At 53.0% G+C, this 19,469-nt stretch carries 16 protein-coding genes; 6 read left to right on the top strand and 10 right to left on the bottom strand.

Going from position 1 to position 19,469, the window contains the following annotated elements:
- Window positions 1-49 precede the first annotated feature (49 nt).
- The 10 genes from PsAD26_RS14165 to PsAD26_RS14120 form a co-directional block, all read right to left on the bottom strand.
- Complete coding sequence (locus PsAD26_RS14165) at window positions 50-1,138, bottom strand: endonuclease/exonuclease/phosphatase family protein (protein WP_063310957.1); 1,089 nt, start codon at window positions 1,136-1,138, stop codon at window positions 50-52.
- Window positions 1,139-1,294: 156 nt separating this feature from the next.
- On the bottom strand, window positions 1,295-2,665 hold the full coding sequence (locus PsAD26_RS14160; protein WP_063310956.1) for an L-serine ammonia-lyase: 1,371 nt from the start codon (window positions 2,663-2,665) through the stop codon (window positions 1,295-1,297).
- 70 nt (window positions 2,666-2,735) lie between these two features.
- Complete coding sequence (locus PsAD26_RS14155; protein WP_063310955.1) at window positions 2,736-4,013, bottom strand: aromatic amino acid transport family protein; 1,278 nt, start codon at window positions 4,011-4,013, stop codon at window positions 2,736-2,738.
- Between the two features lie 580 nt (window positions 4,014-4,593).
- The gene (locus PsAD26_RS14150; RefSeq protein WP_063310954.1) at window positions 4,594-6,156 is read right to left on the bottom strand and encodes an indolepyruvate oxidoreductase subunit beta family protein; all 1,563 of its coding nucleotides are present in this window, start codon (window positions 6,154-6,156) and stop codon (window positions 4,594-4,596) included.
- Between the two features lie 2 nt (window positions 6,157-6,158).
- Window positions 6,159-8,309: an indolepyruvate ferredoxin oxidoreductase subunit alpha gene (locus tag PsAD26_RS14145; protein WP_063310953.1), complete on the bottom strand. Its 2,151-nt coding sequence runs from the start codon at window positions 8,307-8,309 to the stop codon at window positions 6,159-6,161.
- 62 nt (window positions 8,310-8,371) lie between these two features.
- On the bottom strand, window positions 8,372-8,893 hold the full coding sequence (locus PsAD26_RS14140) for a MarR family winged helix-turn-helix transcriptional regulator (protein WP_084403676.1): 522 nt from the start codon (window positions 8,891-8,893) through the stop codon (window positions 8,372-8,374).
- A gap of 119 nt (window positions 8,894-9,012) precedes the next feature.
- The gene (locus tag PsAD26_RS14135) at window positions 9,013-9,486 is read right to left on the bottom strand and encodes a MarR family transcriptional regulator (RefSeq protein ID WP_063310952.1); all 474 of its coding nucleotides are present in this window, start codon (window positions 9,484-9,486) and stop codon (window positions 9,013-9,015) included.
- A gap of 30 nt (window positions 9,487-9,516) precedes the next feature.
- Complete coding sequence (locus PsAD26_RS14130; RefSeq protein ID WP_063310951.1) at window positions 9,517-10,803, bottom strand: TRAP transporter large permease; 1,287 nt, start codon at window positions 10,801-10,803, stop codon at window positions 9,517-9,519.
- A complete protein-coding gene (locus PsAD26_RS14125) occupies window positions 10,803-11,312 on the bottom strand; it encodes a TRAP transporter small permease (protein ID WP_063296609.1) in 510 nt (169 codons plus the stop codon). The genes PsAD26_RS14130 and PsAD26_RS14125 overlap by 1 nt, the downstream gene beginning before the upstream one ends.
- Complete coding sequence (locus PsAD26_RS14120) at window positions 11,309-12,337, bottom strand: TRAP transporter substrate-binding protein (protein ID WP_057465278.1); 1,029 nt, start codon at window positions 12,335-12,337, stop codon at window positions 11,309-11,311. The genes PsAD26_RS14125 and PsAD26_RS14120 overlap by 4 nt, the downstream gene beginning before the upstream one ends.
- A gap of 199 nt (window positions 12,338-12,536) precedes the next feature.
- On the opposite strand from PsAD26_RS14120, the gene PsAD26_RS14115 reads away from it, so the two are divergent.
- From PsAD26_RS14115 to PsAD26_RS14090, 6 genes are all read left to right on the top strand, one after another.
- Window positions 12,537-13,496, top strand: coding sequence for a PDR/VanB family oxidoreductase (locus PsAD26_RS14115; protein ID WP_063307283.1), 960 nt, complete (start codon window positions 12,537-12,539; stop codon window positions 13,494-13,496).
- A gap of 82 nt (window positions 13,497-13,578) precedes the next feature.
- Entirely contained in the window at window positions 13,579-14,934 is a 1,356-nt protein-coding gene (locus PsAD26_RS14110; RefSeq protein ID WP_063310950.1) for an aromatic ring-hydroxylating dioxygenase subunit alpha, read from the top strand.
- Window positions 14,915-15,397, top strand: a complete 483-nt coding sequence (locus PsAD26_RS14105) for an aromatic-ring-hydroxylating dioxygenase subunit beta (protein WP_063310949.1) — start codon at window positions 14,915-14,917, stop codon at window positions 15,395-15,397. The genes PsAD26_RS14110 and PsAD26_RS14105 overlap by 20 nt, the downstream gene beginning before the upstream one ends.
- Window positions 15,398-15,414: 17 nt before the next feature.
- Window positions 15,415-17,034 (top strand): AMP-binding protein, encoded by a 1,620-nt coding sequence (locus PsAD26_RS14100; protein WP_063310948.1) that lies wholly within the window; start codon window positions 15,415-15,417, stop codon window positions 17,032-17,034.
- On the top strand, window positions 17,031-18,209 hold the full coding sequence (locus tag PsAD26_RS14095; protein WP_063310947.1) for a thiolase family protein: 1,179 nt from the start codon (window positions 17,031-17,033) through the stop codon (window positions 18,207-18,209). The genes PsAD26_RS14100 and PsAD26_RS14095 overlap by 4 nt, the downstream gene beginning before the upstream one ends.
- Window positions 18,209-19,468, top strand: a complete 1,260-nt coding sequence (locus tag PsAD26_RS14090) for an SDR family NAD(P)-dependent oxidoreductase (RefSeq protein WP_063310946.1) — start codon at window positions 18,209-18,211, stop codon at window positions 19,466-19,468. The genes PsAD26_RS14095 and PsAD26_RS14090 overlap by 1 nt, the downstream gene beginning before the upstream one ends.
- Window position 19,469 lies beyond the last annotated feature (1 nt).

The following is a 19,469-nucleotide window of genomic DNA, read 5'->3' as shown; positions in this document are numbered from 1 at the left end:
CCTGAACATTCAGGCCGGTTCTTTTATTTTGGAGTATTGTATGCGGTTGTCAGAAACGTTTCAGGAACCGCATCAAGACTGGCCAGTGATCGCTAGCGCCCTGATTGTTGTCGGGATTAAAACGCTTCGGGCGCACTCTGTTTCTTGCATCCTGCGCGTACTGGCTTGGGTGCGTGACGACTGTATGGAAACTGCCCAGATCAGCAAACCATGTGCTGTTGCTGTCCTGATCCGGACGCAAAGCTTTGGATACAAGGATCATATCAAGGAACGACCAGCTCTGATCCTTGTAGTAGAAGGCACTGCCCGGGGCAGCACAACCGACGATCTCCGGCGGATAACTCCAGTGCCCTTCCCTCGCTAAAGCCTGAAACTCGCCATTTTGAACATCCGTACAGTTGAAGTTGAAGTCACCGGCTGCAACAACATTTGCATCATCAGGAAGCTTTGCGCGTTCTTTATTCAGCACTTCCATTGCATCCTTGCGGCATTGATAGGCAGCACCTGATGGAAAATGAACACCGAAGACATACATTGTTTCGCCATCTGGCATCTCAAACTGCGCTTTCACGATATCGCGCGTTGGTTTGCAATCATGAGGGTTATCACCATCCTCACCAAACATCTTGATCGTCTCAGGTTCACCCTTCAGCGGCAAGCGTGAGATGATGCCAACATCGATACCGCGATTGTGCACGTTGTCAGAGCTATCCAGTTGAACAATTGAGGTATAGTCCAGACCTGCCAGCGCTTTGCCAACAAGATCATCCAGAACCTGTTTGTTTTCCGTTTCAGGTAAAATCAATATATCTGGCGTTTCCGGGAAAGAACGAATGACAGCCCCCAGTGTCATCAGTTTTTGCGTGTAGCTTTCCTCACCCCAGTTCAGTTCAATACATTGTTTGTAATAGTGAGAGCCTTTATCATTGTAACTTTCACAGGCATCTTCGTGGTCTTTACCGCGGGCTTCTTTCGCTTCCTTTGAAAGGTATGTGTCGTCTTGCGGGTTGTTCTTATCATCAATGGTGTCAAAGAGATTTTGAACGTTGTAACTGACGATCGTAACCGGCTTGTCTTGAGCGAAGGCCGCTGGCATCGCCAAACCAATGATCGTTGCGCCCAGTAACAAGGATTTCATGGGTTTCTCCCTTTTTTCTTTTGGGAGTACCAAACATGGGTTAGTGCCCCGTTCCGAGTGCTCTTGCAGTTTTAAGTGTTTCTGCAAAATGGCGAAGTAAAACAAAAAAGCTGACCCGAAGGCCAGCTTTCATATTTCAAGCACGTTAGTTGTTGCTTACTCCGCCGCAACTGGCACCACTTTAAGCGCAAGGCCACCTTGTGAGGTTTCTCTGTATTTTGCCAGCATATCCTTGCCGGTCTCATACATGGTCGCGATGACTTTATCGAGCGAAACGCATGGATCCGAGTTTCTGCGCATAGCCATGCGTGTTGCGTTGATCGCTTTAACAGAAGCTATTGCATTGCGCTCGATGCAGGGCACCTGAACCTGTCCGAGAACAGGGTCGCATGTGAGGCCCAGATTGTGTTCCATGCCAATTTCAGCTGCAATGCAGACCTGAGCTGGGCTCGCGCCCAAAAGTTCAGCAAGACCAGCTGCTGCCATTGAGCAAGCAACACCAACTTCGCCCTGACAACCAACTTCTGCTCCGGAGATGGATGCATTGGTCTTATACAGCGCTCCAATGGCGCCTGAAGCGAGGAAGAACTTTGTGTAGTGCTCTGGCTCAAGACGTTCGATAAACTTGTCATAGTACGCGAGAACCGCAGGAATGATGCCTGCTGCACCGTTGGTTGGTGCTGTCACAACGCGGCCACCTGCTGCATTTTCTTCTGATATGGCCAGCGCGAACATGTTGACCCAGTCAACCGTCGCCATAGGATCGTTACTGCTGCGCTCTGTTGCCGTCAGCTGACGGCGTAGTGCTGCTGCACGGCGTGGGACTTTGAGCGGGCCTGCCAGCAGACCTTCCGTGTTGCTGCCACGCTCTATGCCATCGCGCATCACATTCCAGACACGACCAAAGCTCTCACGCAGTTCTGTTTCACTACGGAATGCTTTTTCGTTTTCCAGAACAAGCGCGGAAATGCTCATACCGTTTTGGCGGCAATGCTCCAGCAACTCTGAAGCGTATTTGTATGGATAAGGCACCGAAACTTCGTTTTCTGAAGCCTTACCGAAATTCTCTTCATCCACGATGAAACCACCGCCGATGGAATAGTAGGTTTTGGAGAAGATCTTTTCTCCACCTGCAAAGGCATGGATGGACATGCCGTTTTCGTGCAACTCAAGTGCTGGACGATTGAATGTGATCGCATCATTCGGGAAGTCAACTACATGGCAATGCATGCCAACCGGGAGGCGTCCGGTTTGTTCTACGCGCTGAATGAACTCTGGAATGCTGTCAATATCAACGGTTTCCGGAGAGTTGCCACCAAGCCCCATAATAATTGCTGTGTCTGTGTGGTGGCCTTTGCCTGTCAGAGACAGAGAACCATAAATGTCGACTGCAATACGCGTCACATCACGCAGTTTATCCTGAGCACGCAGACTATCAATGAACTGCTTTGCCGCTTTCATAGGCCCGACTGTGTGGGAGCTGGATGGACCTACACCGATTTTGAAGATGTCAAAAACGCTGAACATAACGTGAACCTCAGTGGGAGAGAAAAACCGGTGTCCGAAGACACCGGTTCATTTTTGTTGGTTGGCCCTCTTAGAAGAGGCCTTTTACGATCGCAGAGATTGCGACAATGCCCATGATGGTGATGAAGATGTTGGACAGCGCACCGTCGTATTTCTTCATGCTTGGGACTTTTTTGATTGCGTACATTGGCATCAGGAACAGGATTGCTGCGATGAACGGAGCACCCAGGCCTTCAATCATGCCAAGAACGGATGGGTTGATGATCGCAACACCCCAGACGGAGAAGAAGAAGAATGCAACAAGCAGTGTGTTGAATTTCTTTTCACCCAAGCCTTCGACAGCTTTTGGAGCAGCTTTCTTAGCAATGCCTGCAAGACCTTCTTTTGCGCCAAGGTAATGACCGAAGAAGGAAGAGAAGATTGCAAGGAACGCAACCAGTGGACCCATGAAGGAGATCAGTGGGCTGTCAAACACGTTTGCAAGGTAAGACAGGACTGGCAGGTTCTGCTGTTTTGCTTCCATCAGCTGTTCAGGTGTCAGTGCGAGAACGCAGCTGAATACGAAGAACATAACGAAGCCGAGGAGCATCACAGATGCGCGTTTCAAGATGATGTCGGACTTTGCAACTGCGTTATCGCCATGTGCTTCGCGCTGAGCCAGAGCCATGGAGGAGACGGCTGGGCTGTGGTTGAAGGAGAAGATAAGCATTGGAATGGTGAGGTACACCACTGTCAGCAAAGTGCCGGTTTCTGGGATCATGTCGAAGCTCATCGCTTCAAACGACCAGGATGGGATCAGGTATACAGACATACCGAACAGGATGATCACCAACGGGTACACCAGAAGCTCAGTTGCGACGAGCATCAGGCGGCGACCAAGGATCATCACGCCCATCATCATTGCAACGAGAAGACCAGAGAGGAGCCAGCGTGGAACCGCAGGCATTGCCAGCTGGTTGACGATGAAGCTGTCGATGGTGTTGGTAATCGCGTTACCGTAGATCAACACGATTGGGTAAATCGCGAAGAAATAGAAGAAGGTAATCAGCAGGCCAGCTGCTTTACCAAAGTGTTCTTCAACCACGTCTGTGATGTCTGCGTCTTTGTTCTTGGAGGAAAGAACAAAGCGAGCCAATGCGCGGTGAGAGAAGTAGGTCATTGGACCTACGAGAGCTGCGATCAGGATCAGCGGCCAGAAGCCTTCAAGACCTGCACGGATTGGAAGAAACAGAACACCGGCACCGACGGCGGTACCGAACATGGACAAAGACCAAGTAAGATCTTCTTTTGTATATTTAACCGTTTCTTTCGGGGCGACTTCGACTTCGGTCGCATTGATGCTTGACATTTCTTTTATTTCCCCATGTGCCACTCATGTGCCCTAGGAGAATTTCCCAATCTCTCTAGGACGGGGACCTGATATACTTATGTTAAAATTTTAAGACCATACGTTTTAATACACATCCTGCGCGCCATAATAACGCAGCGATACTGAATGCGACTTCAGTTTAATAGCGCAAGACCCCAGTGAGCGTGCAACAATCTGCCGCGGCACTGTAAATAACTATATTAAATAGGATTTTTCACTGAACCCCTATTAATCAGCTTTGGCTCTTCGTCAGACCAGCAGCTCGCGCAATATACGCGCATTCTAATATATGCAGCCAACACACTGTTTCCCAAGCGTATATCACTGACCTAGAGGTACTTTGGCGTCATCTGAGTAATTCTCATAAGTAAAATTGCATTCAGGTGTATGCCTGAATCTAATGCGTTCACCTGTCGTCAAATGATGACAATATGCCCCTTGCGCACGCATTTTGTGCGCCCAGAAAAACACCGTAATTTCGCTAAGGCACACAAATGCATACATTAATTATAATCGGAGGAAAAATTTCAAATGCGACATTCTTTCCCCCTGATTTCAATCAGAGAGTTTGAATTGTCTTCAATGCACCTTCCAAAGCTTCGCCTTTTTCATCCAAAAGCGCCGCTTCTCTGAGACGTCTGAGCCAATCTGAGGCGTCTTTTCTGTCTTTCAGGAATGTAAGAGATGAGAGAACCTGGTCAAATTTGGAGTGGCCTCGTTTGTGAGTGTCCGAATATCCTTTGATAAGCCGGCGGCAGTTGAGGATCTCTACGGCGAGGTGATAGTCTGAATGCACAGTCTTAATCGCAAGATCCCGCCAGTTTCGGAGATGCTCTGCCTCAATTTCATGGCGCAGGAAACTGCGGCGCCAGGGTTTCAGGCTACTGATGAGCCAGAGGCTGAGAAAGCCTCGAACGGAGTGCGTTCTTATGCGTCGCCCCTTGTTCACCCTTCTATCCAGCCAGTTAAACACCTTGGGGCGGGATTCAATCCACTTACCGAGCCGAACTGGCAGAGTTCCGCAGATTTCTTCCATACGCGGATGGAGATACTCGGTCAGTTCCAGCTGATTTTCTGCTCCTAACTGGATTTCCCTTTCAACGCGTTGAAAGCGCGTCTTTTGCGTTTTTATGTCGGCAACGCGGATTGTGTCGTCATAACACATGGCATTCGCCAGATGCTTGGCTGCAACTCTGGTGAACTCCCAGTTCTCATTTTCAGTATCACTGGCGAGTACAATTTCGAGGTGATTGAGATACTCCTCACCGTATTCGAGATCCTGAAACTCAACGGTCCTGCGCAGACCTGCCAGCGCCATGTCGCGAACCTGTTTGGGAAGCGCTTCAATGCGGGATAAGAGCAGTTGCCAGGCTGCGCGTTTCTTCTCAGACCCGCGGACTGTGAGTACCTTTTCGGGCTTGGGTTGTTCTGGTCGCCTGGTACCAGCGCTTCCAGCTGCAGCTGATGACTGGGCGTGGTCGAAGCTGGCATTAAAGGATGCGAGGCTTGCTTTAACGCCCTTACCACCTTTGCGGATGGTTTCTTCATAGGTGCCTTTGGCGAATGGCAGTGCACCTGAGCCTGCGAGTGCTCCGAACAGGCTGGAGGAGATGACGCTGCCATTTTCAGCTGCAACATCTTCCATGTTAAAGGCGACCAGCTTTTGGGAGGCCGTACCAAGACGGGAAAGGACGACATCGCTGTCTTGCTCCCCTTTGCCCGGCACGATTTTTTCTGAGACCGCCAGAATGCGGTGAGATGAAGCGACCAGCGTTGTCTTATCTGCAGTAACGAAACCACGGATAACAGCGCGGCCTGCTTCCATGAGTTCGGCGCAAATGACGATGTCGACATCGCCTTGCGCTGGGCTGAGGGAGAAGACGGGTGCTTTGCCGGTGTCAGGTGCCATTTCAACGTAATAGATCGTTGCCCCTGTGCGCTGGGCGACGCCTGCGACGGAGGTGGACTGGGCTTTGTATCCGTTGGCTTCAGCTAAATTGACAATCCAGTCTGTGAGGACGCCGCCGCCCTGCCCGCCAACGGCGAAAATGGCGATTTTCGTGATGGTGCGGGTTTCGTCTTCACCTGTTCCCAAGGCCTGCCATTGAGTGTCTATATCCATGATTATACCTCCTCAATGATCAGAGACCGGCGCTCGCGCCAGTTTTGCAGCGCGGTAATGATGCGGCCGCTTATCTTGCGGATGAAACGTTCGGATTTGCTTGGGTTGTGAATGGTGTCGGCCTGATAGAAGGATGGACAGAGGATGGCGGCGTCCGCAACCTCCCCGCAATTGCCGCAGCCAACACAGTTCTGGTCGATATGAGCGACAGGATCATCCCGTAACGGGTCATCCAGTTCCTTGACTGTCAGAGATGGACAGCCTGACAAGCGCATACAGGCGTGGTCGCCAGTGCAGACATCTTCATCAACACCGAAGCGGGTCTTCACGACGCGTTTTTGCTCTTTGACTGCTTGATTGATGATCGGCTTCTCGCGGCGCTGCTTATTAAGCATGCACTCAGAGGACGCGATGATGACCTTTGGACCTTTGACATCGGTGGTCAGCGCTTCCTTCAGGACCGACTGCATCTGGGTGACGTCATATGTGCGATCAAGTTGACGGACCCATTTCACACCAACGCCTTTCACCGCTTCGGTGATTGGGTGTTTAGTGGACTTGCTCTTGTTGTTTGCCCTTGAGGACAGGATGTCCTGCCCGCCTGTGGCCGCTGAGTAATAATTGTCGACAATGACGATCACACCGTCATTTTGATTGAAGACCGCATTGCCGATGGAAGTGGTCAGGCCGTTGTGCCAGAAGCCGCCATCTCCCATAAATGAGATGGACCTTCGATCCGTTTCCGTTGTGTTGAACGCAGAGGCCGAGGCCGGTCCTAATCCATACCCCATGGTGGTGGAGCCGATACCAAAGGGTGGCATGATGGAGAACAGGTGGCAGCCGATATCTGAGGCGATGTGATGCGGGCCCAGCTCATCTTCTACCAGTTTGGTGGCGGCGAATATGGGGCGTTCCGGACAGCCCACGCAGAAACCGGGCGGGCGCATAGGAACAACCTCTTGCAGCTCCTTTATATCTGGTAGTGGACCTGGTGTATTTGGTGCACGTCCTTTGCCGGGTAATGCATCGGAATGCGTTGCAAGGAAAGTTTGGATGCTGTCCAGCATCACTTGTCCGGTATACTCACCAGCTTCCGGGAATGGTCCTTTCCCTTCCAGTTTGGTGCTGAGGCCTTCCTTTTGCAGCATGGCGCCAACGGCTTGCTCCAGATAATCAGGATAGCCTTCTTCCACCACCAGCACCGCCTCTTTGGTGCGGCAGAACTCGGTGATTTCAGCTGGAACAAGCGGATAGGTTACATTCATGACGTAGAGCGGGATTTGTGTCTCGCCGTTGATGTCAGCAAGCCCCAAACGCTGCAATGCGCGGATGACGCCATTATACATACCGCCTTGCAGGATAATCCCAACGTTACGACCCTGTGGTCCAAACAACTCATTCAATTTATGCGTTTGAATATAATCCAGCGCGGCAGGCAGACGCTTTGTCACTTTCTCCTGCTCATGGAGGAATGAGGCTGGTGGCAAGACAATGCGGTTCAAGTCACGCCTGGGGTTCTCCAGAGCATCAGCCACGCTCATGGATGGGCGCTGGTTGTCTTTGGTAGCGAACTCACCATGCACATGACAGCTGCGGATGCGCACCTGAAGCATGACCGGCGTGTTGGAGGCTTCTGACAGTTCAAAGCCATCACCAACAGCCTTTACGATGGACGGCAGATTGGGACGCGGATCGAGCAGCCAGATCTGGCTTTTCATTGCAAAGGCGTGGCTGCGCTCCTGCATGATGGAAGAGCCTTCACCGTAGTCTTCCCCGACAATAACAAGGGAGCCACCAGTGACGCCACCAGATGATAGATTTGCCAAGGCATCAGAAGCGACATTGGTGCCGACAGTTGATTTGAAGGTGACTGCGCCGCGAATGGGATAGTGAACGGATGCGGCCAGCATGGCAGCAGCAGCAGCTTCGCTGGCGCTGGCTTCAAAATGCACGCCCAACTCACCAAGAATATCCTGTGCATCAGCCAGAACATCCATTAGGTGACTGATGGGCGAGCCCTGATAGCCGCCAACATAGCCAACACCATTTTCCAGCAGTGCTTTGGTGATGGCCAGAATGCCTTCACCGCGGAACACTTCGCCCTCACCTGCGCGAAGTTTTTCGACCTCTTTGACAAAAGATCTTTCTGCCATACTCTCTCCCCAGAAAGCATGACAGATCCAGTTGGTGCGAGCTCAATGAAGAGAAACGCGCCCTAGAAGTCGTGCTTTCGTATGTTTGCCAGCACCTTGCGCAGTGTCACCAAAAAGGCGTCATGCTCGGCTTGCGAGACGCCAGTGAACATTGTGCTGTATTCATCGCGCATATGCGGCCACATTTCAGCAAAGGCAAACCGTCCAGCCTCAGTCAGAAAAATATGGCGCACGCGGTTGTCCTGCTCGCTGGCTTTGCGGTGGATCAGGCCTTCCTTTTCCATCGCGTCCAGCGTGCGGCTCAAAGTCGATTGTTCGATCACCGAATAAACCGAGAGTTCGTTGATCATCAGCCCGTCCACGACTGACAGCACAGCGAGTGCTCTCATTTTGGCGACCGACAACCCTGATCTGCTCAGTTTTTCGCGCAGACTCTCGTTGTATCTGCCCATGATCCGGTTCATCAGATAGGGCGCAAAATGGCCCAGCCCGACCTCTCCCAGAGTTCTTGGCGTGGATACAGGTTTTGAGTGTTGTCCGTCCTGTTCAGTTTCGGGAGCTTGATCACCGAGAATCTCGTTCATGTGGTGCACTCTTTCTTTTTTGAACAAGCCCCACCTCTCTCGTAGGGCCTGAAATTGATTATATGCATTTACATATTTATATCAACTGCAATCCTGTAGATTACAGCGTAAATATGTGATCATTCATTGTTTTCGAGAGTCTCAATCATACGCGAAAGAAAACTTTTCACCTGCACAATGTCACTCATGCCAAGCTGGCGGATCAACCGTTCTTCATGAGCGCTGGCCTGCGTTACAAGCTGGACGGCAAGTTCCCTGCCCTTATCACTCAAGAAGATACGAACACGGCGGCGATCTGCTTCATCGGACCGGCGTGTGACCAGTCCTCGTTCTGTCATCTGATCGATGGTTTTGGTGAGGTGAGATTGCTCCATAAGAGCAAAGCGGGCCAACTGTGTGACCATCTGGCCATCATTGTCTCTGAGACAAGCCAATACGCGCCATTCCGGGACGCGCACGCCAGCGCCCCGGATTTCTTCGTGGAACTGCCCGCTTGCCAGATGGCTTGCCGATGCCAGCAGATACAAAAGGTAACCGTCTACAAAGCCGGTTTCCTTTTCATGAGTGTCGATTTCTTTCAGGTCTGCGTCCACCGGCCAGCCTCTTCTTTTGTTTTTGCCGTGCTACATTGAGTACGGAATAATAAGTGCGAGTCCCGGAACTGCAATTAGCAGGATCAAGCGCACAACATCCATAGCAACAAATGGAACTACACCGACAAATATCTTTTCGACCGGCACCTCAGGGGCAACTGAGCGCATAACAAATACGTTCATGCCAATTGGAGGCGTGATGAAGCTCATTTCCGTGACGATAATGACGAAGATGCCGAACCAGATTGGATCGAACCCAAGACCGGTCACGATTGGAAAGAGAATCGGCACCGTGAGTGTGACCATAGACAGGCTTTCCAGCAGGCACCCCAGCACCAGATAGATCAGCACGATCATGGTGATAATGGCATAGGGCCCAACTCCGAGGGCGTTTACCCATGTGCGAAGGTCCGTTGTCAGACCGGAAATGTTCACGTAGTTCAGGAAATAGAGCGCCCCAAACAAAATGAAGAACATCACAGCGGTGGTTTTGGCTGTCTCAAACAGCGTGTTGAGCGTCTCCCGATATGTCAGTTTGCCCCGCATTGCGGTCAGAACCAGCGCTCCGCCTGCTCCGATGCCAGCCGCTTCTGTAGCCGTGAAGACGCCGAGATAGATGCCGCCAAGCACACAGACAAACAGAAGCAATGCCCATGACACGCCACGCAGAGCTTTGATGCGTTCAATCAGCGGCAGTTTGCTCTGAACTTCCAGATCTTCCTTAAACATGAAGAGTGACAAGCGCACGGCGAGCATATAGCCAATGACACCGACAAGGCCGGGCAGAATGCCAGCCAGGAACAGTGCGCCGATGTTTTGCTGAGTGAGAATGCCGTAGATGACAAGAATGACGGAGGGCGGGATCAAAATACCCAGCGTTCCGCCTGCTGCGATTGACGATGTTGCCAAACGGTCTGAATACCCAAACCGGCGCATGGCTGGCAGAGACACACGTGCCATGGTTGCTGTGGTTGCCAGAGATGATCCGCAAACCGATGAAAAACCACCACAAGCAACAATAGTTGCCATGGCCAGACCGCCTTTGCGGTGTCTCAGCCAGGCGTTTGCCGCCGTATACATGTCACTGGCGATGCCCGATTGGACGATGAGATTGCCCATGAGCAGGAACAGCGGCACCACAGACAAGGTGTAGCTTCTACCGCTGTCGAAATAGACCTGCCCAACAAGGTGAAATGCAGGTGGCAATCCAATGATGGAGGCCACTCCAAAGAAACCAACGGCTGCCATTGCAAAAGCAATTGGCACGCCTACAAAAATCAATGCCATCAGGATGGCAAGACCCAGATACCATTCCATCAGGAACCGCCCCCAACACCTCTAGGAATTCTCAAAACGGCAAGCACGAATGTGATGAATGCGCAAAACGCACAAATGACACCGGCTGCTTTTGCAAATGGAGCAAGAGGGATGCGTAAATACACCGTCACTTCCTGATAACTCGCAAGCTGCGTTCCGTGTTGCCAGAGCTCCCAGGCCACAACGGACAGGACCACAGCTACAAACATGCGTGAAAAGAACATTTGCAGGGCGGCTACTCCGCCTTTGAACTTGGAGGTGAACAGGTCTACCGTGATGTGCCCATCATCCAGGCACACCGCTGGAAGGCCTGTAAAAATCACCGCCATGAGCAGCAGTTCTGTATATTCCGGCGCTCCGGGCAATGGGCTTGCAAACAGGTAACGGCCAATCACATCAATGACCGTTACTGCGACCAGCGCCAGAAGCAGTATTCCGCAGAGAACAGAGGCGCCCGAACGAAGCTTTCGTCGGGCGCGCGCTGCTAGATCAACCAGATTCCCACTCATTTTTCAGAGGCAACCGCTGCAACTTCTTTTTGGAGCATGTCCATGGCAACTTCAAAGTCGATGCCTTTTTCGCCGTAGGATTTGGCAACACCGTCAAACATTGGACGGGTGGCTTCTTCCAGTTGAGCACGCTCTTCTGCGGTGGCATCGTGAATGGTCACTTTACCTTCCATCTGCTCCAGACCCCATGCATCCGCAGCATTCCATGCGGCGCCCGCAAGACGGGAGAAGGCTTCGCCAGAGATGGCCTCAATGGCTTTCTGATCCGCTTCTGACAAGCTGGAGAACTTGGCGTTGTTGGCGATGAAGAAGAAGGAGACGTTGTACAGACCACCTTCTACGCGCAGGCCGTTGCTAAGCAGGCCATCCAGCTTGAAGAACGGGATGGATTCAGTCGGGAACACGATGCCGTCAGCAATGCCGCCGGACAGGATCTCATAGGACTGCGGTGCTGGTGCCTGGATGGCCACCATGTCCATAGCCTGAACCAGCTGGTTGGTAATGCTACCAGCAACGCGGATCTTTGCGCCTTTCAGCTCGCTCAAAGGTGAGACGGCACGGTCGGTTGTGTAAAGCAGGCCGGGACCGTGGGTGAAGACACCCAGAACCTTTGAGCCGCGGTGCTCGTTGGCTTTTGCCAGCGTGCTTTCATAGAGACGCCAGTAGGCAACGGACAGGCTGGTGGCGTCCGTTGCAAGGAAAGGCAATTCCGCGATCTGAGTGAGTTTAAAGCGGCCCGGTGTGTAACCGTGCACGCCGTATGTGAGATCCGCAATGCCGTTTGCGGCGAGGTCAAAGTGCGCTGGTGGTGGGCCGAGCGGTGCGTCGAGGATTTGTACAGAGACGCGTCCCTCTGTGACTTCCTTTACCTTGGCCGCCCAGGGCACCATCATACCTTTTACGATCGGGTGTGCCGGTGGCAGCCAGCTGGACATGCGCAATACGGTTTCCTGCGCCATGGCAGATGCGCTGACAGAGAGCGCGGTAATAGTTGCAGCTGCAAATATCTTGAGTTTCTTATTCATGTTCTCCCTCCCCAGAGAATACAGGATGAATGAGAAAAATGTGCACACATACCGTGGGTTAATCAAGCGCAAATATGAAATGGAAACTATTTCCAGTTCATGCATTGACATTGTTTTATATGATATCGCATATTATATTTCTCATTTATGCGAGAGGAGACTCTCCTTGTTTTGGCTCTGAGGGAGGACGCCAAAAAGCATGAAAACACTTATTATTGAGGGGGTTCGGACGGCCGCCCCAAAAATCAAACAGTTTGTTCTCAAAGCCGAAGATAATGCGCAGCTTCCGCAATTTGAAGCTGGTGCACATATCGCAGTTCAACTTAAGGATGGCTCTTCTCGTCAATATTCTCTGATCGATTTTGGTGAAAACTTACCCTACGAGAATCAGCGATACACGCTCGGTATACTTTTGGAGCAAGACGGAAGTGGCGGTTCGGCTTACATGCACTCTTTGCAGGTGGGCGACGCTGTTCAGGTTGACGTACCAAAGAACGATTTTCCGCTGATTGAAGACGACAGACCGGTTGTTCTGATTGCAGGCGGCATTGGTGTGACGCCGATCATCAGCATGGCTGCTGCGTTGAAGCGCGCAGACAAAGCCTATGCCCTGCACTACTCTGGCCGCACGCTGGAGGGGATGGCATTCAAGGATGAGCTTGCAGACCTCTGCGGTGATGCTTTGAACATCCATAGTGATGACAATCCTGAGCGCTGTCTGGATCTTGGCGCTCTCATTCCAACGCTCGATACTCGCAGCCATATCTATGTATGTGGCCCGAAGGGAATGATTGAAGCCGTGCGCGAGACGGCGCTGACTGCTGGCTTTGGCAAAGAGCAGATCCACTTTGAACTGTTTGCAAGCGCTGCGTCTTCAGGCGATGATGTCAGCGGCGGGTTTGAGGTGGAGGTTAAATCCTCTGGCGAGGTGTTTTGGGTGCCGCAGGATAAATCCATCGTGGATGTGCTGGAAGACGGCGGCGTAGACCTTGTTTACGATTGCCAGCGCGGGGACTGCGGGATTTGTCAGGTGGATGTGCTTGAGGGTGAGCCAGACCACCGGGATGTAGTGCTGAGTGATGATGAGAAAGCGGCTGGTGACGTGATGCATATTTGCGTATCGCGTGCCAAGTCCAAACGACTGGTGCTGGATTTGTAAAAGATAATTTCGCGTATTTTCCGGAGGGACGCATTTTTAGCTCCGGTCAGTATGCGCTCTAAGCTTTTTGGGAGGGGAGCTTATGACCATGAAATACAAAGATAACCCGCAGGCGGTGGCCAACCTTGTGCGCCCCGCTGAGGTTCATCGTGATCTTTACATCGACGATGAAGTGTTTGCCCTGGAGATGAAGCATCTGTTTGCCTCCACATGGGTTTATGTGGGGCATGAAAGTCAGGTGCCCAATGCTGGTGATTATTTCGCGACCGATGTTGCTGCTCAGCCTATTTTGCTGGCACGGCATACGGATGGCGAAGTGTATGTGCTGCACAATCGCTGCCCGCATAAAGGCACCAAGATCGTCATTGATCGCTCTGGCAACACGGGCAAGTTTTTCCGCTGTCCTTACCATGCGTGGTCGTTCCGCACCAATGGCAAGCTGCTCGCGATCCCGCTGAAGAAGGGGTACAAAGACACCGGTTTTGAGCAGAGCGAGGCTGGGCAAAGCGGTCTGCCTCCAGTGGGCGCGGTGAAGAACTATCGCGGCTTTATCTTTGTGCGCATGAACCAAGAGGGCATCAGCTTTGAGGAGTACTTCGGCGGCTCCCTCTCCTCTCTCGACAATATGGTGGACCGCTCTCCGATTGGTAAGCTGGAGGTAGCTGGCCCGCCGCTGCGCTACATGCACAATTGCAACTGGAAGATGCTGGTCGATAACCAGACAGACACCTGTCACCCGATGGTTGCTCATGAAAGTTCCGCTGGCACCGCGGTTGAGATCTGGGAGAGCATAGACAAGGACGAGAACACCAAAACGCCTATGGCGATGGAGGTGATTGCGCCATTCATGTCGCCCTACGAGTTCTTTGAGGATATGGGTATTCGCACCTGGCCGAATGGTCATGGTCATACAGGTGTGCATCATTCCATTCACTCGGATTACTCTGCTATTCCGGGTTATCTGGAGATGATGGTGGAGGCCTACGGCGAAGAACGTGCCAAGGTCATTTTGGGTGAGAACCGGCATAACACGGTCTATTTTCCGAACATCATGATCAAAGGCCCTATCCAGCAGTTGCGTGTGTTCATTCCACTGGCCGCCAATAAGACGCTGGTTGAAAGCTATATCTTCCGCCTTGTTGATGCACCGGACATGCTGCTTGAGCGCACGGCCATGTACAACCGCCTGATCAACGCGCCAACCTCCATTGTGGGGCACGATGATCTGGAGATGTATGAGCGCGCTCAGGAAGGCTTGCATTCTCAGGAGCTTGAGTGGGTGAATGTGCAGCGCCTTTATGATGCTGACGAAGACCTGGATGAAGAAGCCGTTGAGAACGGGACAACGGAACGCCAGATGCGCAATCAGTTCCATGCCTGGAAGAAGTTTGTTGTTGCAAGCATGGAGGCCGAAGCTCGTGACCTTACCGACGCGTGATGACCTGACCGACTTTGTCTACCATGAAGCCCGGGTGATTGATGAAGGCCGCTTTGATGAGTGGCTGGAGCTTTGGGGCGCTGACAGCTACTACTGGATGCCGCTGGATTATCAGCAGGACAACCCGAAAAACATGACCTCGCTTATGTATGAGGATGCATTTTTGCGGAAGCTTCGTGTTGAGCGCCTCAATGGCCTGCGCACCTTTTCGCAAAAACCCAAGAGCCGCTGCTCTCATGTTTTGAACCGCCCAAGCATCGAGGCTTTTGATCCGAAGGCGGGCCAGTTTATCACCCGCACTGCTGTTCATTATGTGGAGACGCGGCTCGATGACCAGTTCTTGCTGGCGGCTACGGTTCATCATCATTTTGAGATGGCCGAGGATGAGCTGAAAATTAAGCTGAAGCGGGTTGATCTGCTCAACTGTGATGCTGCCTTTGGCAACATCCAGCTGTTCATTTGAGAAAACAGGTTGTTTGAATGATTGAGCATAAATCTGTTTTCGATGCATTTTGCGCCACTGCTGAAAAGTGGCCAGATCGTCCGTTTGTGAATGCGTTGCCTGAGACTGCCGAGCTTTACAGCATTGAGGCTGGAGAGACCTTCTACGCAGAAGCATTGGTTCAGGCGCAGGGTGCGGTGGCGCGCTATCGGCAAGCTGGCCTTCAAGCTGGAGACCGTGTTCTGGTTCTGCTTGAAAATCGTCCCGCCTTCTTTCTGCACTGGTTGTCCCTGAATGCGCTTGGTGTGGTGATTGTTCCGATCAATCCTGACTTGCAAAGCTCTGAGCTTGAATACATCGGCAGACATGCAGAGCCTGTTCTAGCGATCTCAACACGTGAGCGCAAAGCAGATATGGAACAGGCAGCGCGTGACAGCGGGCAAGGCTTTGCCTGTGCCACACTGGATGATGCCCTGCCCGTTGTGCGCACGCCTTCAGATGAGATCTATTCGCCTGCGCAAGAAGACCCTGCGGCGATGCTCTACACCTCTGGCACCACCGGGAGCCCGAAAGGCTGTGTGCTGGCTAACCGCTACTTTCTGGAAGCGGGGCATTGGTACGCCAATGCAGGCGGCACGTGTGCGCTGTATGAGGATGGCGAGCGGATGATTACTCCCCTGCCCATCTTCCATATGAATGCGATGGCATATTCTGCCATGGCGATGATTGCTGTTGGCGGGTGCCTGACAGTTCTGGACCGCTTCCACCCGCGTTCCTGGTGGCAGAATGTGCGGGATAGTGGTGCAACCTGCCTGCATTATCTGGGCGTTATGCCATCGATCCTGATGAGCCTACCAGAAGCGCTGGAAGACAAAGCCCATTCTGTTCGCTTTGGCTTTGGGGCGGGTATTGATGCCAAGTTGCATGTTCCGTTTGAGGAGCGCTTTGGAATTCCTCTGGTGGAAGCGTGGGCCATGACGGAAACCGGTGCAGGATCTGTGATTGCGGCCAACCAGGAACCTCGTAAGCGCGGCATGAACTGCCTTGGTAAGCCCGGACCTGAGATGGATGTGTGCATCATGGGTGATGACGGTGTGCCTGTTACAGGAACCGAGCCCGGAGAATTGCTGGTACGGCGCAAGGGCGATGATCCGCGTGTCGGGTTCTTCTCCCATTACTTCAAGGACGAAGCAGCGACCAATGAGGCATGGAAAGCCAACTGGTTTCATACGGGCGATATTGTTCGGCGGGATGAGGATGGTGACTTCTTCTTCGTGGACCGCAAGAAGAACGTGATCCGGCGCAGCGGCGAGAACATTGCCGCAGTGGATGTGGAATCCGTTTTGATGCAACACCCGGATATTGAGGCGGTTGCTGTTTGTCCGGTACCAGACGCCATTCGCGGGGATGAGGTGTTTGCCTCTATCGTCTGGCGCGGCGAGCAAACGAAGGACGCCGCAGAAGCGATTGTGCGCTGGGGGTTGGAACGCATGGCCTACTACAAGGTGCCTGGCTACATCGCATTTTGCAGCTCGCTAAAACTGACCGGCACGCAGAAGATCCAGCGGGTGGCCCAAAAGCAGATGGCACTTGAACTGCTTGAAACATCAGAGGCATTCGACACCATCCACCTGAAGCGGAGGCAGTTGGTTTCATGATCAAGCCACGCAAACGCATGGGGTATGACGGGGTTGTCGTGGCAGCACCTGCCAGCACGCCCTATGAACGTTATTCAACAGAGACCGCGCATTGGTGGATTGCCAAAGCGCTGCGGCAATCGATCAAATCTGCCGGTCTTACACCGCGCGATATTGATGGTTTTTCTGTCGCCAGTTTCTCGCTGTTTCCTGATACGGCTGTTGGCCTGACCCAGCATCTGGGGCTGGTTCCGCGTTGGCTGGATCATATTCCGCAGGGCGGCGCCAGTGGCCCAAGCGCGCTACGCCGGGCTGCGCGGGCGGTGCAATGCGGGGATGCCTCTGTGGTGGCGTGCGTGGCGGGGGACACCAACCACGTGGACAGTTTCCGGCGCATGCTTTCCAGCTTTTCACGGTTTGCGCAGGATGCCTCTTACCCTTATGGCGCTGGCGGGCCGAATGCCTGTTTTGCGCTGTTGACTGACTATTACATGCGTGAGTTTGGCGTGGGCCGCGAAGATTTTGGCCGGATCTGCGTTTCTCAGCGGGACAATGCGTTGCGTAATGAGAACGCGGTCATGAAGAAGCCACTTAGCATGGAGGCTTATCTGGCGGGACGTGAGATCAGTGATCCAATTACCCTGTTTGACTGCGTGATGCCTGTGGCTGGCGCTGAAGCGTTTCTGGTGATGCGCGAAGAAGATGCGGTCGCCTCTGGGATTCCGCATGCGCATATCAGCGCGACCATTGAGCGGCACAATGCTTTTGCTGAAGACCCAATCCAGATGCGTGGTGGCTGGGAGATGGATATTGACGAGCTTTACGGCATGGCCGGGCATGGGCCAGAGAGCGTGGATCTGTTGCAGACCTATGATGATTATCCGGTCATCGTGATGATGCAGCTGGAGGACCTGGGCTTTTGCGCGAAAGGCGAAGCAGCTCGGTTTATTGCAGATAAGGACCTAACGGTTTCCGGAGACTTCCCGCACAACACCTCCGGCGGGCAACTGTCTGCTGGTCAGGCTGGGGCTGCTGGTGGGTTTATTGGACTTGCTGAGGCCATCCGGCAGGTGACGGGCACGGCTGGGGCAACGCAGGTGGCGGATGCCAAGCGGGCTTTGGTTTCCGGCTTTGGGGTGATCAACTACGACCGCGGCGTGTGCACCAGTGCGGCGATTTTGGAAGGGGCGCGTTGATGGTCACACCGCTTCAAAAACCACCCAAAAAGAACCCGCAGGTACGCACCCGCGTACCCACATTGCCTTCTCATTATCGTAGCCGTTCTGCACTATTTATGGCCGCAGCTGCCGCTGAGGGGCGATTTATGCTGCAGGTCTGCGCAGAGCCGGATTGTAGGTCTGTTCAATACCCTGCGCGGGATGCTTGCAGTTGTTGTCTGTCTGATCGGCTCGTTTGGCAGGATGTGTCTTCGCGCGGAAAGCTGATTGCGACGTCAACTGTACGCACGAGCACGAACACTTATTTCCGTGAGCGGACACCATGGCGGCTTGGGACGGTGCATCTTGAGATTGGCCCCTCCGTTATGTGTCACCTTCACAGTGAGGTAGCAGTGGGGGATGAGGTGCAGCTGATCAACCGGCTCGATAAATCCGGACAGAGCGTTTTGCTGGCGTTGCCCATGGAAAGAGCCCAGTTGCAGGAGGATGATATGCAGCTTCGTGAATTGACGTGTGATCCGAAGTTCCGACGCGTTCTGATCACAGATGCACGCAATCCGAATGCCCATGCGCTGGCAAAGAGCCTGCTGGAGGCTGGAGCTTCTGCGGTGTTTGTTGGAGAGGCTGAGAGTTGGCGTCCCTACCCTGATCGCGCCAAACTTGAGTCTCTTCAAGGTGTTGAACTGGTTTCTTTAGATGTGACTGACACTTCCTCTGTTCAGGAGCTTGCCGGCGAGTTTGGTGGCAAGGTCGATATTTTGATCAACAATGCCCGCTTTGTGCGGCCCGGTGGTATTCAGGGCCGTGGTGATGTGGGCTTTGCTATGGATGAGATGCAGGTCAACTATTTCGGCATGATGCGGCTTGCGCAGGCCTTTGCCCCTGCCATGGCCGGACGCAGTGCGGATGGAGTGAACAGTGCTGTGGCGTGGGTGAATATGCTCTCCGCCTATTCGTTGGTGAGCAACCCCGGCTTTGGCAGCTTCTCAGCTTCCAATGCAGCAGCGCATTCGCTCTCACAGTGTTTGCGGGCGGAGATGGCATCCTCTGGTGTGCGGGTGGTGAATGTTTATTGCGGACCGACCGAGGATGAATGGCATCAGCCACTGCCTCCTCCCAAGGTGCCAGCTTCGACGCTGGCAAGGGAGCTGGTGAAGGCGCTGCAAGCGGGACTGGAGGATGTGTATGTGGGCGACATTGCCAAGGACATCCGCCGCAAGTTCATGGAGAGCCCGAAGGTGCTTGAAAAAGAAATGACAAGTCTGGAGGCGCTTTGAG

This window comes from Pseudovibrio sp. Ad26 (assembly GCF_001623285.1).
Classification (GTDB): domain Bacteria; phylum Pseudomonadota; class Alphaproteobacteria; order Rhizobiales; family Stappiaceae; genus Pseudovibrio; species Pseudovibrio ascidiaceicola.
This window is presented reverse-complemented; position numbering and strand designations above follow the sequence as displayed.